At 69.6% G+C, this 13979-nt stretch carries 14 protein-coding genes and 1 pseudogene; 7 read left to right on the top strand and 8 right to left on the bottom strand.

Going from position 1 to position 13979, the window contains the following annotated elements; translation table 11 throughout:
- Positions 1 to 123 precede the first annotated feature (123 nt).
- A complete protein-coding gene (locus RPQ07_RS07790) occupies positions 124 to 723 on the bottom strand; it encodes an exonuclease (protein WP_313943330.1) in 600 nt (199 codons plus the stop codon).
- Positions 724 to 853: 130 nt separating this feature from the next.
- Between RPQ07_RS07790 and RPQ07_RS07785 the strand changes: the two genes are divergently transcribed.
- Positions 854 to 2962, top strand: a complete 2109-nt coding sequence (locus RPQ07_RS07785; protein WP_313943329.1) for a HEAT repeat domain-containing protein — start codon at positions 854 to 856, stop codon at positions 2960 to 2962.
- A 186-nt stretch (positions 2963 to 3148) separates the two neighbouring features.
- On the opposite strand, the gene RPQ07_RS07780 is transcribed toward RPQ07_RS07785, so the two are convergent.
- The gene (locus tag RPQ07_RS07780) at positions 3149 to 3754 is read right to left on the bottom strand and encodes a TIGR03086 family metal-binding protein (RefSeq protein WP_313943328.1); all 606 of its coding nucleotides are present in this window, start codon (positions 3752 to 3754) and stop codon (positions 3149 to 3151) included.
- A 105-nt stretch (positions 3755 to 3859) separates the two neighbouring features.
- On the opposite strand from RPQ07_RS07780, the gene RPQ07_RS07775 reads away from it, so the two are divergent.
- Both RPQ07_RS07775 and RPQ07_RS07770 read left to right on the top strand, forming a co-directional pair.
- On the top strand, positions 3860 to 4036 hold the full coding sequence (locus RPQ07_RS07775) for a hypothetical protein (protein ID WP_313943326.1): 177 nt from the start codon (positions 3860 to 3862) through the stop codon (positions 4034 to 4036).
- Positions 4037 to 4117: 81 nt separating this feature from the next.
- Positions 4118 to 4669 carry an SUKH-4 family immunity protein gene (locus RPQ07_RS07770; protein WP_313943325.1) on the top strand — a complete coding sequence of 184 codons (552 nt, stop codon included), beginning with the start codon at positions 4118 to 4120 and terminating at the stop codon, positions 4667 to 4669.
- Between the two features lie 108 nt (positions 4670 to 4777).
- Here the strand turns inward: RPQ07_RS07770 and RPQ07_RS07765 are convergent, their stop codons facing one another.
- The gene (locus RPQ07_RS07765; RefSeq protein WP_313943324.1) at positions 4778 to 5359 is read right to left on the bottom strand and encodes a hypothetical protein; all 582 of its coding nucleotides are present in this window, start codon (positions 5357 to 5359) and stop codon (positions 4778 to 4780) included.
- Positions 5360 to 5395: 36 nt separating this feature from the next.
- On the opposite strand from RPQ07_RS07765, the gene RPQ07_RS07760 reads away from it, so the two are divergent.
- Positions 5396 to 6082 (top strand): response regulator transcription factor, encoded by a 687-nt coding sequence (locus RPQ07_RS07760; protein WP_313943323.1) that lies wholly within the window; start codon positions 5396 to 5398, stop codon positions 6080 to 6082.
- Entirely contained in the window at positions 6079 to 7383 is a 1305-nt protein-coding gene (locus RPQ07_RS07755) for a HAMP domain-containing sensor histidine kinase (protein ID WP_313943321.1), read from the top strand. The genes RPQ07_RS07760 and RPQ07_RS07755 overlap by 4 nt, the downstream gene beginning before the upstream one ends.
- A gap of 41 nt (positions 7384 to 7424) precedes the next feature.
- Here RPQ07_RS07755 and RPQ07_RS07750 read toward each other — a convergent pair whose 3' ends face one another.
- Positions 7425 to 8264 (bottom strand): CAP domain-containing protein, encoded by an 840-nt coding sequence (locus tag RPQ07_RS07750; protein ID WP_313943320.1) that lies wholly within the window; start codon positions 8262 to 8264, stop codon positions 7425 to 7427.
- A 766-nt stretch (positions 8265 to 9030) separates the two neighbouring features.
- On the opposite strand from RPQ07_RS07750, the gene RPQ07_RS07745 reads away from it, so the two are divergent.
- Positions 9031 to 9654: a hypothetical protein gene (locus RPQ07_RS07745; RefSeq protein ID WP_313943319.1), complete on the top strand. Its 624-nt coding sequence runs from the start codon at positions 9031 to 9033 to the stop codon at positions 9652 to 9654.
- Between the two features lie 163 nt (positions 9655 to 9817).
- The gene (locus tag RPQ07_RS07740; RefSeq protein ID WP_313943318.1) at positions 9818 to 10276 is read left to right on the top strand and encodes a hypothetical protein; all 459 of its coding nucleotides are present in this window, start codon (positions 9818 to 9820) and stop codon (positions 10274 to 10276) included.
- A gap of 88 nt (positions 10277 to 10364) precedes the next feature.
- Here the strand turns inward: RPQ07_RS07740 and RPQ07_RS07735 are convergent.
- The 4 genes and pseudogenes from RPQ07_RS07735 to RPQ07_RS07720 all read right to left on the bottom strand — a co-directional run.
- A pseudogene (locus RPQ07_RS07735) lies at positions 10365 to 10917 on the bottom strand (UvrD-helicase domain-containing protein); the annotation flags it as partial.
- A 73-nt stretch (positions 10918 to 10990) separates the two neighbouring features.
- The gene (locus RPQ07_RS07730; protein WP_313943315.1) at positions 10991 to 11569 is read right to left on the bottom strand and encodes a hypothetical protein; all 579 of its coding nucleotides are present in this window, start codon (positions 11567 to 11569) and stop codon (positions 10991 to 10993) included.
- A gap of 9 nt (positions 11570 to 11578) precedes the next feature.
- On the bottom strand, positions 11579 to 13078 hold the full coding sequence (locus RPQ07_RS07725) for a hypothetical protein (RefSeq protein WP_313943314.1): 1500 nt from the start codon (positions 13076 to 13078) through the stop codon (positions 11579 to 11581).
- A 10-nt stretch (positions 13079 to 13088) separates the two neighbouring features.
- Positions 13089 to 13562, bottom strand: a complete 474-nt coding sequence (locus RPQ07_RS07720) for a hypothetical protein (protein WP_413777709.1) — start codon at positions 13560 to 13562, stop codon at positions 13089 to 13091.
- Positions 13563 to 13979: the final 417 nt, after the last annotated feature.

Here is a 13979-nt window from a genome sequence, read left to right as displayed (position 1 = left end):
GTCGTTCCGTATTCTGTTAGGAAGCTTTCCTATCAGAGCCGGGAACGACTCGTACACCCTTTCCCCGCAAGGAAATTCGACCCTGTCGCGGGCCGTGGACCCCGCAGCGGAAGACCCGCCAGGTCAGCGCCCCGGCCACGCCATGAGGTTGTTGAAGAGCTCCGCCTGCTCGATCGCGTCGTCCAGTCCGTGATGCGTGTGCCGCCTCGTGGAGTGGAGCTCCGGCGGCATGGTTCCCTTCGCGACAGCGCGCAGCGGAAGCCGCGCCTTGGTGGCGTACAGGGTCTTCATGTCGAAGCAGCCGGAGTGGCCGAACGGGCTCGCGCCGGTGAACCTGATCAGATACCAGTACAGGAACATCCAGTCGTAGGAGGCGGGGTAACCGCACATCACCGGCTGCGCACCGGTGGAGACCTCCCGCACCCAGGCACCGAACTCGGCCATGGCGTCGACCGGTTCGCTGCCCCCGGCGATCAGTGCGTCCCGGTCCAGCCCGCTCACCGCGAGGGCCTCGGGTACGAAGTCCTCGCTGATGGGGCGCAGTTCCCGGTAGAACGTCCGCGCCTGCGGATCGGCCGGCTCATAACCGTCGGCGTCCTGGCGGCCCGCCACGGCGGCACCGAAACTGATCATCGAGTAGGGGCCCGGGATCGGACCGTCCGCCTCGACGTCGACGGAGATGTAGAGGCTGGGTTTCACACGTGGTGCCGTACGTCGTGCCATACCGGGAGCATCGCACCGGAGCGGCTGACGGCACATCCGCATTTACGGGGCACGGGCTCCGCCCACAGGCGCATCGGGGCGGGAGCCTGTGTCGGAGGCGTTGTCAGACCCCCGTGACATGCTCGGAAGCATGGATCACGAGCAGGTTTTCGCCGGTCTGGACAGCGTGCGCTGGGCCGAGTTGGAGCATGCGTACGGCGAAGCCGACGACCTCCCCGGCATGCTGCGTGCGCTCGCGGGCGACGACGAGCAGTCGGCCGAGGCGCTCGACGAGCTGTGGAGCAGCATCCTGCACCAGGGCACGGTGTACGCAGCCACCGTGCAGGCCGTGCCCTTCCTGGCGCGGCTGGCCGCGGCAGGGACACGGACCGTCGATCTGCTCGTCCTGCTCGGTGGCATGGCCGAGAGCGACGACGTGTACGGACTGGCCGACCCCGGCGCCTGCCGGGCAGCCGTCGCCGCCCAACTCCCCCTGATCCTCCCGCTGTTCGCGTCCCAGGATGCGCGAGTGCGTCAGGCCGCGGTCTGGACGGCCGGCAGCACCGGTGCCGCTCCCGCCCTGCCGCAGCTGCGCCGGTTGTGGGACGAGGAGACCGAACCGGGTGTCCGGGCGGAGGTGCTCGCGGCGCTGGTGCGGCTCGGCCACCCGGAGGCCGCGGATGCCGCCCTCCAGGCGATCGCGCCCGGTGAACCCGCCGAGCTGCGGGTCGTCGCGGCCATGGCCTGCCTGGACGCCGGTCTGTCGTGGACGCCCGCGCACCAGGACACCCTGGTGTCGCTGCTCCCGGCGGACCGGCATGTCGCCGGCCGCTTCGACCAGGCACGCACCGAGCCGCTGCACCATGTCGTCGACACGCTGCTGCGGCGCGACACCGCCCAGGACCGCTCCTCGGCCTACGAGTTGATCCAGGCGGCCCTGGCCGCCGCGGACCCCGAGGCCCGGAAGGAGGCGCTGTGGGCGGCCGAGCACGCCTGCATGATCTCCCGCAGCGCCCCGGGCCGGCTGGCTCCCTCCCTGCTGGCCCTGCTGAAGCTCGGTGAGCACACGGCCTCCCTGCTGCCCGTCCTCGACAAGCTCGGCGTCCACGCGCAGCCGGCAGCCCCGGCGCTGGCCGCGCTCGCCGCAGCGGGCGGCGACCTGGCGGACCGGGCACTCGCGGTGCTGGTGCGGGTCGCGCCGCACGAGGCCGCCCCGCTGCTCGCCCGCGACCTCCCCGACCGCTCACGTGCCCTCGCGGCGGCGTGCGGATTCCCCGGAAAGCGGCGTGAGCGTGATATGCCGTACGCGCCGGAGCTGCTCAACGCCATCCGCATTCGGCTGACCGACGACGAACTGGCGGGGAACGAACCGGTGTGGCTGACCGGCCTGCTGGTGGCCTGGGGTGTGCGGGCGGCGGCCGCCCTGCCCGAACTGACCGCGGTGATGGACCGCTTCCCGGCGGCCGTGCCCCGGGCGCTCGCGGCGGTCTGCCCGCCCGACAGCCGCGACGCCACGGCGGCCGTCCTGCGGCGTGCAGCCGCCACGGGGCCGCCGGAGGGCCGGTACGCGGCGGCCGACGCCCTGTGGAACCTGACCGGTGAGACCGGCCCGCTGGTGGACGAACTCCGGCGCCGGCTGGAGCAGAGCGCGGGACCCGAGGCCTGCCGCACCGCGGGCGCGCTCGGCGAGGAAGGCGCCTGTCTGGTCCCGCAGTTGCGCTCGGCCCTGACGCCCGCGGGCCGTAGGCGCACCGTTCCCGAGCTCGACGCGGACATCCAGACAGCGCTCGCGCTGTGGCGGCTGACCGGGGAGGCGAACGAGACGGTCGATGTGCTCGGGGGCGTCCTGGCCGAGGCTTCCGACGGAACCTGGACGCGCTGGTCGCTTCGTGAAGCAGCTCTCGCCGCCGCCCATGTAGGCCCGGCGGCACAGGCGTTGACGCCCGCCCTCGAGGGTCTGCTGGACGACCCCTCCCATGCCCCGGCCGCGATCAGCGCCCTCCAGGCGATCAGCGGGACGCCGGACCCTGTCCGTACGGCGGAGATACTCCTGACCTCCGTCGAGCGGAACGCAGACGCCGACACAGCACTCGACGCCTTGGGCGCGCTCGGCCCCGAGGCCCTGACGCCCACGGTCAGTGCCCGGCTGAAGGCGCTGGCCGAACGCGATCTGCGGGTCGTGACGTCGGGACTGGAGCCGGAGATGGTCCCGGCGGACGAGCGGCTGAGGGAGCGCGCGCGGAAGCTGCTCGGGGCCTGACGGTGCATCGGGGGCTTCCGGTGGGCGTCACGGGGGTGCCGGGTCCGACCGGCGGCGGACGCGGACCGGGCTCCGGCCTACGACCGGGCTCCGGCCCACGACCAGGCGTCACTCACCGGGCGCCTCCCGTCCGGGCGCGGCTTCCCGAGGGACCGCCCGCCCGGATGCGGCACGAGGACGGCCGGCTCAGTTCCCCGGCTGCCAGTCGGGACGCCGCCCGCTGAACCCGATGACCTGGTCGAGGAGCGGCGCGTCGGCAGGGACGTCGACGACGGGTCCGAACGCGTCGCCGCGCGCCTCTTCGTCCCCGGGCGCCGGCTTCATCATCCCGTACGACTCGCGCAGGCTCGCCTCGTCGCAGGCGTACTTCTGTCCGGTGGCCCGGGCCAGGTCCCACCCGTGGACGACGAGCTCGTTCAGCGCCACCCGGCCGGCGATCGCGGCGGGGAAGGTGATCCCGCCGGCTTGCGTATCGCCCTCCCACGCCTCGGGCACGGTCCACGCGTCGGCCAGTTCGTCCAGCCGTCGCGGCAGCACGTCCCGCCAGTCGTCGCCGAGGACGGGCCGCGAATCGCCGGGACTGGAGGCGGTCAACGGACCGAGGTCCTTGCGCGCGGCATGCCGGAAGGCGGTGGACAGCAGGACGACATGGGCCAGCAGTTCCCGCACGGCGTACTCGGGACAGGGGGTCGGATCCCCGAGCCGCTCGTCCGGGATGCCGGTGATGAGCTGCCTCACCGCGTCGGCGGCGGGGTGGAGGTCGGGGCCGGAGGTCTGCGCTGTGGAGTCCATACCAGGGGAGACCGTGCCCGGGTCCGAAATTCATCGCTGGAGCATCCAGAGCCCGGGCGATAGGCTCCGACCTGCCTTTTGCCACCGTCGATTCCTGGAGCGCACGTGCCTGAGAACGACCCGGCCGACCCCGTGACGGACCACTTCGGGGCGGAGGGCCTGCGCCGCTTCCCGGCCGCGTCCCTTGCCGGGGTTCTGCTGCCTGACGACTCGGTGCGGGCGGTCCTGTCCGAGACCGGTGTTCCCATGGCCGTCGGCCCGGGGCGCACACCGACTCCATAGGCCGTCGGCCCGGGGCGCACACCGACTACATAGCAGGACTCAAGAAGAGTCATGGTCGGTAAGACAGAACAAGGACTGTGCATGACCCCGACCCCCGTGACCGCGCAGGACATCATCGCGACCCATGGCCTCGACGGCGTTGTGTTCTTCCCGCGGGCGGTTCATGAGAAAACGGAGATCGGCGCCCAATCCGCCGCCTTCCTGGCGCATGTCGGCATACCGACCGACTCGGTGTTCCTCGCGCGCAATGTTTCGACAGATCCTTCTGAGGACTCGGTGCATGTCGGTGCCTGGGCCGCCGAAATGGATGTACCGGTTCCCGAGAAGTATCGATCCTGGCTCGTCCTCGGGTATTTCCCCTATGCCACGGCGGCATTCAATCCGGAGGACGGCCGGGTCTACTCGTTCGCCGACGACGGCGAGGGTGAGCCCGTCCTGATCCATGAGAGTCTCGAATCCCTCGTGCGCGCTCTGATCGTTCTGAAGGAATTCATGAAGGACAGGGCGGTGGACCCGGACCTCTCGCCCGAGCGGATCCGGATCAGCATCGAAACCTTCGACAGGAACCCCTTCGCCGACGAGGATTCCGCCTGGAGCCAGATCTACGAAGAAATGTCCGACGGCATCTTCTGACGGCATCTTCTGACGGCACGTCCTCGAGTGACCGCACATCCTCGAGCGGGGACGGCCCGGGCGTCCCACACCCTGCGGCTGCCAGATGGTGTGCCCACGGGACAGCCCTCAGAACGACGTCTCGCGCACACTCGCCCGGTCCGACGGCTCCGTCGTCGCCGTGACCTCCGAGCGCTGCCGCTCGGCCGCGAACGTCACCGTCAGCGTCTCCGGGGCGCTCTGCGTCGTACTCGCCGTGAAGCCCTGGTTCGGCACCGCCGAGATCAGGCACACCCCGCCGCTGCCGTAGCGCACCGTGGCCCTGCCGCCCCGGGACGAGATGGTGTGCACACCGGAGCCGCCCTCCTGGCAGCCCTGGTTCCCGGCCGGCTTCTCGTCGGACGTCGGATCCTGCGGGCTCGGCGTCGCGCGCGGTGTCGGCGGCCGGGACTCCCGCGGCTTGCCGGCCGTCTTCGTCGGAGTCGGCTCAGGCTGCCGCCGGGAGGCGCTCGGAGAGGGCGTGGGGCTCGGGGAGCGCGTGGGACGCGCCGAGGGTGTGGGGGAGGCCGCGAAGTCCTCCGGTGCCGACTGCGCCACCGGCGCCGTGGGCCTGGTCGAGCCGACCACGAAGTGGACCGTGAATATCACGGCCGTGACGCTGGCTGTCGTGCACGACAGCCAGATGAGCAGATAGCGAAGGTACCGGGGCACGGCACCATACTGGCGGACCGGCTAACGTTCCTGCCCATGGCCTCCGTACTTGTCGTCGAGGACGACCCTGTGATCCGTGCCGCACTGACCGAGGTCCTCAGTGCGCACGGGTATGCGATCAAGACCGCTCACCAGGGGTTCGAAGCGCTGCGCGAGGTCACCCAGGGCCCGCCGGACATCGTCGTGCTCGACCTCGGACTGCCCGATCTGGACGGTCTCGACGTGCTGCGGATGATCCGCGGGATCTCCCGGGTGCCGGTGCTCGTCGCCACGGCCCGCGACGACGACCGGGAGGTCATCAGGCTCCTCAACGCGGGGGCCGACGACTACATGGTCAAGCCGTTCTCCGGCGGGCAGCTCGCCGCCCGGATCGCCGCCGTGCTGCGGCGGTCCGCGCCCGATGCGAACCGGGACCGGGAGCCCGTCCTCCAGGTCGCGGACCTCCGCATCGACACGCTCGCCCGTACCGTGCACCTCGCCGACCACGAGCTCTCGCTCACGCGGCGCGAGTTCGACCTGCTCGCCTACCTCGCCGCCAACGCCGACCAGGTCATGTCCCGTACGCGAATACTTTCCGAGGTGTGGCAGCAGCCGTATCTGGAGGACCAGACGGTCGACGTCCACCTCTCCTCGCTGCGCAGAAAGCTCGGCGAGAAGGCCTCGCGGCCCCGGTACCTCCACACCGTGCGCGGCATCGGGATCAAGCTGGTCAGCTCACCATGAGACGCGCCCTCGCAGGCATCGCCCTCGCCGTGACCACGATGGTCGCGCTGTCCTTTCTCATCCCCCTGGCCCTGCTCGTACGCGAACAGGCCCGGGACCGGGTCACCACCGCCGCCGAGCAGCGGGCGGCCGCCCTGTCGCCGGTACTCGCCCTGACGACGAAGCCGGCCGATGTACAGCAGGCGGTCTCGGGCCTGGGCTCCGACGACCAGCTGGCCGTACGGCTCCCGGACGGCGATCTCGTCGGCACGGTGCACGCCCCCCGGCAGGCGCTGGAACGGGCCGTGAGCAAGCGCGAGACGCTGGCGATGAACACCGCAGACGGCTGGATCTACTTGCAGCCCGTGGTCCTCGCCGAGGACCGGGTCGCGGTCGTCGAGTCGTACGTGCCCGGCGCGGATCTGACCCGCGGGGTGTGGGCGTCGTGGGGCGTGATGGCGCTGCTGGCCATCGGACTGGTGGGCGGTTCGGTGCTGGTCGCCGACCGGCTGGGCGCCCGGGTGGTCCGCTCCTCGCGGAGCCTGAAGAGCGCGTCCCTGGCCCTGGGCTCCGGCGACCTCGACGTACGGGTGGAGCCGGACGGGCCGCCGGAACTGCAGGAGGCCGGCGCGGCGTTCAACCACATGGCCGACCGCGTCGTCCAACTGCTCGCCATCGAGCGGGAGATGGTGGCCGACCTCTCGCACCGGCTCAGAACGCCGCTGACCGCGCTGTACCTGGAAGTGGACCTGATCAGGGGCTCACCGGGAGCCGGACGGATCACCGCGGCCGTCGAACAGCTCGAGACCGAGCTCGACTCGATCATCACGGCGGCCCGGACCCCGCTTGCCGCGGGCCAGGCGGGCGGGACGGTGTCGTCGAGATCGTCGGAGATGGCCGAAGTGGTCGCGATGCGGCTCGACTTCTGGTCCGTGCTTGCGGCACAGCAGGAGCGGCTGTGCGAGCGTTCCTTCACCCCACGGCGTACGCCGGTCCGCTTCCCGGAGGACGATCTCGCGGCCGTCGTCGACGCGCTGATCGGCAACGTCTTCCGGCACACCCCGCAGGGCACCGCCTTCGCCGTACGGGTGGAGCGCGACGACCGGAGCGTGCGGCTGACGGTGGACGACGCGGGACCGGGCTTCGCGGACCCGGAGACCGCGCTCACCCGCGGGGTCAGCGTCGGCGGTTCCACGGGGCTCGGCCTGGACATCGTGGCCAGGGCGGCCCATGACGCGGGCGGAGAGCTGGAGATATCGCGGGGGCCGATGGGGGGCGGGCGGGTACGGGTGTCGTTCGCGCTGGCGGACGCGGGGGAGTAGTCAGCGGGTCCGGCGCGCTGCGTGGTGCCGACCGGGTCCGGTCAGCGGCGGGCGCCGAAGTTCTGGGTCCACCAGGGGCCGCCGTCGCCGACGTGTACGCCGACGCCTATCTCCTTGAACGAGCAGTTCAGTATGTTGGCGCGGTGGCCGGGGCTGTTCATCCACGAGTCCATGACCGAGGCGGCGTCCGACTGGCCGCGGGCTATGTTCTCGCCCAGCGTGGACCAGGCGTATCCGGCGGCCTCCACCCGGCTGGTCATGGTGGACCCGTCGGGGCCGGTGTGGGACATCACGCCGCTCGCGGCCATGGTGTCGCTGTAGTCGTCGGCGGCCTTGGTCAGCTGTGCGTTCGCGGTCAGGGGCGAGCAACCGGCCGACGCGCGCTCCTTGTTGACGAGGGCGAGGACCTGCGCCTCGGCGCCGTTCGAGCTGCCGCCGTCCGAATTGCCCGACCCGCCGGACCCGGAGCCGGACCCACCGGACACCGGGCCCGACGTGCGCCCTCCGCCGCTGCCGCCCGTGCCCTTGGCGCTCTTCGCGTTGGTCTTCGGGGCGGTCGTGGGGGTCTTCTTCGCCTTGGGCTTGACCGGCACACTCGCGGTCGGGCTCGGCGTGGCCGACGGACTGGGACTCGCGGACGCGGACGGCGAGGCCAAGGCGCTGCCGGTCGTGTCCTCGCCGGCCGTCGTGTCGGGAACGCTGTCGGCAGCGGTCGTCACACGCTCCCCCTTGCCGCCCTCATCCCCGCCACCGGTGAGCAAGGTCGCCCCGACGCCGGCCGTGACGGTGAGCGCGCCCAGTGCCAGGACGAGGTTCCGCTTTCCGGGCCCGTCCTTGCGGCGGGCGTGGGAGCGGGATCGAGCGGCACGGTGGGAGCTCATGCGTCAGGCACCTCGTCGGTTCGGCGAGCCGGTAACCCCGGTAGGCGCGCGGACGCGCCCACCGGGACTGTGGGGGGTTGCTGAGAGAGCCTATGGCGGACGGGGGCCGGGGAGGGGGCCCGGAAGGGCTTCTTCAACAAGCCCTAAGAAAGCCATAAGACTTCGATCGGGCGGGTGGGGGGCGTCGGGTGGTGGCGTGCCTCGCATGGGCGGACGTGTTTCCGCCGACCCGCGAAGCCGGTTCGCCCGACGGCGGGACCGGAATTCCCAGAAGACGTCGAACGTGTCGATGTGCCGCCGGATCTCTGCCAGGACCTCTTCGCCACCGCCCGTGGCCGGAAGGGGCAACGGCATTTCCTCTCCGTCGGCCATGGCGAGGCTGCTGACGAATCGCACGAGATCCGGCGCCGGTGCGAACGAGTTCCGCAGCCACAAGGCGAAGAGGGCCGCTTCGTCGGCGGTCACATCGACGAGGTGATGAAGGCGGCCCCGAACAGGGAACCGGTGCAACCGGGGCAAGGACGAGATGCGACCATCGAGGTTCCAGGGGCGCCGTCGATGAGTATTCCGGACGGGCAGATGGCCCGCCTGCACACCAGGCATTACCCAGGAGTTCTATGGCAGGGAGCGGTTCGGTGAGGCACTACGACCCCGGCAAATCCGCTCCCAACGGCGACCTTCTCCCGAAGCCGAACGAGCCCGGGGCGCGGGGGCGGGCGTACGGATCCCGGGCGTGAACAGCAGGAAGGCCGGCAGAGGTCCCTCAATGAACAGCATCAGTGGTGATTCCTCTCGCGAGCGGTCCGCCCGTCGCCGTGTGCGGGTCCTCGGCGTCGTGGTGCTGGCGGTCATCGCCTGCGTTGCCGCGGCAGTCGGAGGGTTCGCGTACTTCGCCGACGATGGGTCGTCGGACCGGGCGGACGATGAGATGACCTGCTGCTGGGAAAGCGGCGCAACTCCTGCATGGATGAGCGAGAAGATCGGCATCCGCATCCCGAAGGCGGCTTCGGACCGGCGGGCCGGATACAAGACCGGCAGCCGCCACGACACGGGACTGCTCGTCTTCACCCTCTCCAGTCAGGAGGCGAACGAGTACACGTCCCGGCTGATCCGGCCGGGTACCAAGATGATCCGGAACTTCCATCCCGAGGAGAAGGATTACCGCCCGGCGGCCGCCTTCGCCCACCTCGAGCTTCCGGAGCCGGAGATCTTCGTCGAGGGGCTGCGGCGGGTGAGTCTGTGCCCTGATGACCTCAAGACCCCTGAGGGCCGGTATCTGCGCCGTTGCGTCGACCTCTTCGCGCACGAATTCCAGCCGGGCAGTACGCGCATCTATGTCAGGTCGTCGATCGAGCCGGGCCTGACCCCACCCCCTGCGACCAGCACGTAGCAGAAGGCCCTTCCGGTGCACGGACCGGAAATGCAGCAGACCGGCCCCCGATCTCCTGGAGGCCATCAAGAGCGCAGGGCGATCCGCTCCCAACTGACAGAGCATGACGGCCATGAGCCGCGTATCAGCCGGCTCACGCTGTGCCGTAGGAGGGTCAGACGCAATGACGGACCGCGATGTGCTGAGGACAACGTTCAGTTTCGCGCCGCCCGTCGACGACGCTGCGGCCTGGCACCTGCGGCTCGACGACCTCGCAGCAGGCATCGTGGAAGCCTTTCCCGGAGCTTCCACCTCCTGGGGCGCAGACCTGGGGCCGCGGTCGGCCGAGGCCTTGACCTTCGAAGTGCCGCTGGGTGCAGGGGTGTGGTTGGAAGGGCTGGCTACCACCCCCTGTCCGGAGGTCGGCTCGGTCATGGTGATGCACGCGTCGGCAGCCGAGGCCGCAAGGTTCGCCCTGTGGCTGCGCGACTCGTTCGTCCCTTCGCCCGATCTGGTCCGATTCACCAGTGAGATGGCGTTGAACAACGGTGACGACGCCCATGGGCATCTTCCCCCGTACGGAAGCGTCGATGAGATCGCCCAGACGCTCCAACAGCACATCGACGCGACCGGCCGATCGTGAGCTGTCGAGCCCTTCGAACTCCGTATGCCGGCGCGAGAGTCACGGCGCGCCTCGGGCACGCGTCCTAGGGGAGTCGGGGTGTTCCAGCCCTTTGAAAGAACCGCTCCGTCAACTGCCAGATCTCGGCCCTCTCCGGCCGGGTCACGTTCCTGCCGCGGCCGGCGCGCCGGCAGGGAGGAAGTCCGTCCGGGAGGCGACCGCCTGGCCGAGGATCACTTGCGTCCACTCTTCGTGAGGAACTCGGCGTCCCAGCCCGACTCATTGAGTTCGCCGAGCATCGAACGCCACTCACGCGGAGCCGGGTTGTCGTCGATGGTCTGTTTGCTGTTGCCGGGTTCGGCTTCTCGCACGACTCGCACGACTCGCACGACTCGCAGGGCCAACGGGTCGACACGGCTGATCTCCACGCGTCCCAGTAGCTCTTCACCGCCGAGTTCCAGCGGACCCGCAGGTCCGCCGCGAGGTTCTTGTTGTACGTGGTGAGCAGGACCGGCTCGGTTTCGCCCGGCAGGCAGTTGCGACACAAGGTGCCTGACGCGGTGCAGCGCGACGATGGTCTTGCCCGTGCCGGGGCCGCCGCCCACCCGGGCAGGGCCGGAGTAGTCGCGTTCCACGAGCTTGGCCTGAGTGGGGTGCAGGCGCCTGATGTACGCGCCGGTCTCCGAGTGGACTGATCGGGTCCGGGCCGCATCGGGGGCGGTCGTCGTTCCTTTTTCAAACCGTCGCCTTGATGTAGATACGGGTGACACCGGCGCCGAGTTCGTGCGCGAAGAGGTCGATACACGTTTTCAGGTGTCTGCCCTCAGGGGTGGTCAACTCGTCGGGGCACTCGCTGCCTTGTGTCAACCCTTCGACGAGGGTCTCCGGCTCCGGCAGGCCGAGGTGGGCGAAACCGTCCGGCGGGCGGAAGTCCTGATCCTGCGGGTGAAGGTTGCCGACCATTTGCGTTCCCTTCCGGAACAGGCGGGACGTGTAGGCATCGGCGTCGTCCGTGGGGAGAGTGAAGGCGAGAACTCCCGTGTCGTCGCGCTCGCCGATCTTGTGGCCCGCGCGTCGGTCTGTCGCTGGTTCGGGAATCCGGATACCGATCAGCTCGCTCAGCGCTGCCGGTGTGACGCCTTCGCGCCAGCAGCACGCGTCGGCCTTCTCTGCCCTGCCGACGGATACATCACTGCCGCTGAACAGGATCCCGCTCACCACCGCAGCCATGACCACCATCACAGCCGTGCCGGAGATCAACAGCCGTGCCGCAACGGAGAGGCCGGCACGTTCGTCGTCGGCGGATCGCTTCATGGCTGCCGATCACCTTCCCTTCTGCTGCTCGCGGCCCGGATCCGTTCGTCCGCCCTCACGGCCTGCCTCGTCGGGTGCAGGCAGGGGGGCCGGAGACGTGGTGGAGCCCAGGTCGTAGTGCTTGACCGAGCTGCTGCCCGCCATGTCGAATTCCTTCGCCGTACCTACCGTGTGCAGGCGCGCCATGTCGCCATCGGGGATGCTCATGTCCACCCCCGCGGGACCGTCAATGGTCACGCCCTTGTTCTCGTCCCAGTTGTAGCGGTCCCATGCGTTGACCTGGTAGTCCAGGCTGACCTGCGGCTGTCCGTTCGTGTCGGGAACGACAGTTACCACACCGGTGACGTTGGTCCGCGTGGAACCGACCGCGTAGTACCAGTTCTGCTGGGTCTCCTGCGGGAAGGAGTAGTCCCGGAGGTTCTGGGTTTCGACGGGAAACGCCACGGGCCGGCCCCCGTTCTGGTGGAACTCCTGCAACGCCTGCTCGCGCCAGCTGGCCTCATTGCTCGTGATCGCCTTGTCGACATAAGCGCGGTAGGCGGAGTCGTCGGACATCATCTTGTCCACCGGGAGTGTCATGTCCCTGCCGCTGTTGCCCAGGTAGTGGGCCATGTGGCGGGAGGCGTCGCTCATACCCATCCAGTCCGCGCCTTCGGAGATGAGGTTCATCTTCTCCCGCGTCCTGCGGTCGGCGGCTCCCGGCTTCTCTGTCCCGTAGAGGCCGGCCCCGGGATCGGGGGCCACCTGCTTGACGGTGGGGGAGAAAACCCCCGCGGCAAGCAGATCGTTCTTGTGGCCGAGCCACAGGTCCGCACGTGCCGACGGGCTCAGGGACTGCCAGAGCCGCTGAAGTTCGGCCCGCTGTTCGGCGTTGGCGCGGTCTCCGAGTGATGCGAGTCTGGTGGCACGCGGGATCTGGTCCTCGTCCAACGAGGTGTACGTGGCGTGCCCGGCGTTGTACGGATCACTGCCGTGGCTGCGTCGCAGCGCCCGTGTCAGAGCCGCGTCCACTTCGGCGGCATGGCTGACGAGAGCGGTGAGTGTGTCCGCGTACCACTGCATCATGTCCTTGGTGCGCTGGGAGGCCCCGTCGGCGTCACAGAAAGCTTCCATCACCTTGACGGTTCCGTCGCCGGCATCGGTCACCAGCAGCCCGGGGTCAGGGCCCTCGGCGCGATCCGGATTTCCCTTCCGGGCCTCGGCCGTCAGCTGTCTGGCGCGCTTCTGAAGGTGTTTGAGTTCGCCGCAGGCGTCCTCGAGTACAGCCGCAATGCTCTTCGCCTCGTGGTGAAGATCGAAGACCTCCTTGGCCGACGCCCGGACGAAGTCCTTCGTGACGATCGCGTTCAGCCCTGCCCACCTGGCCCGGTCCGACAGCTGTACCAGCCCGCTGTACACGTCTGTCCTCAGTCGCTCGAGCTTACTGGCCACCGCTCGCCAGTGGTCAGCCGACTGATCCAGTCGTGCGAGGTCGACCTCGATGAGGTCTGTGTAGGTGAAAGCCCCCATGATTTGTCCCCTACTTGACGTACTTCGAGATCTCGGACACCGGCACGGCAGTGCCGTCACGTCCCCTCAGGGAGGCGGCGATCTCGGCCTCGTCCCGCGCATGGGACTTCTTCGAAAAGTCCAGGTGGTTCGAGATGTGCGCGTACATCTGGAGCACTGTCTTCACCTGCGACTCCCAGACCTCCAGCGTGATGAGGAGTTCGCCGCCCGCGCTGAAGTTCCGCGCTGTCAGTTCGGCTGCGGCGCGGGCCGTCGAACCCACGCCGTCGGACCCCGCGCCCGCTCCGGCGACGTCGGCACCCTTCCGCAGTTCTCCGTGCACCCGGAATGCCTCGTTGCCGACCAACCCCAGGTCGTCCTGGTGAACCACCAGGTCGGCTGCGTCAGCTGTGCCCGACGAGCCGGTGCTGTTCAGCTCCATCCCGCCTGCGTGCCTCGCACGGGCGTGGGACGTGTGCTGCGCCCAATCCGCTTCGAATCCCATAGCTCCCCCAAGCTGCCGAGTCTCTGGCAATGATCTTATGCGGGTTGCGAGGCCAGGGCAGTGCTGAGGGTCGGCTTCAAGCCTCCGGCGGCCGGTTGCCGGACGATCGACATTCCGACGAAGAGCCACCAGGGAGGGGACTCCTGGAGCGACCTCGATCCGAGGAGTCGAGCGGACTGACCGGGTCCGAGCGGCCGCCATGTGAATCGTCGATCACAACTCCTTCTGCGACGACCGTCCGCACACCCGGAGCGCCGCAGAGGATGACTGGAGTCCAGTGCGTACGGCGCCGACCCGACCGGCAGGGGAACCGCGGCGACGTGGACGCGGTTCGGGCACGTCCAACACCTGACCCGTATCGCTCCGAGTCTTGCGGTGGACGACAACGTACCCGGAGCACGGCATCGGTAGCCGATG

It is taken from the genome of Streptomyces sp. AM8-1-1 (genome assembly GCF_032229325.1).
Lineage (GTDB): Bacteria > Actinomycetota > Actinomycetes > Streptomycetales > Streptomycetaceae > Streptomyces > Streptomyces achmelvichensis.
This window is presented reverse-complemented; position numbering and strand designations above follow the sequence as displayed.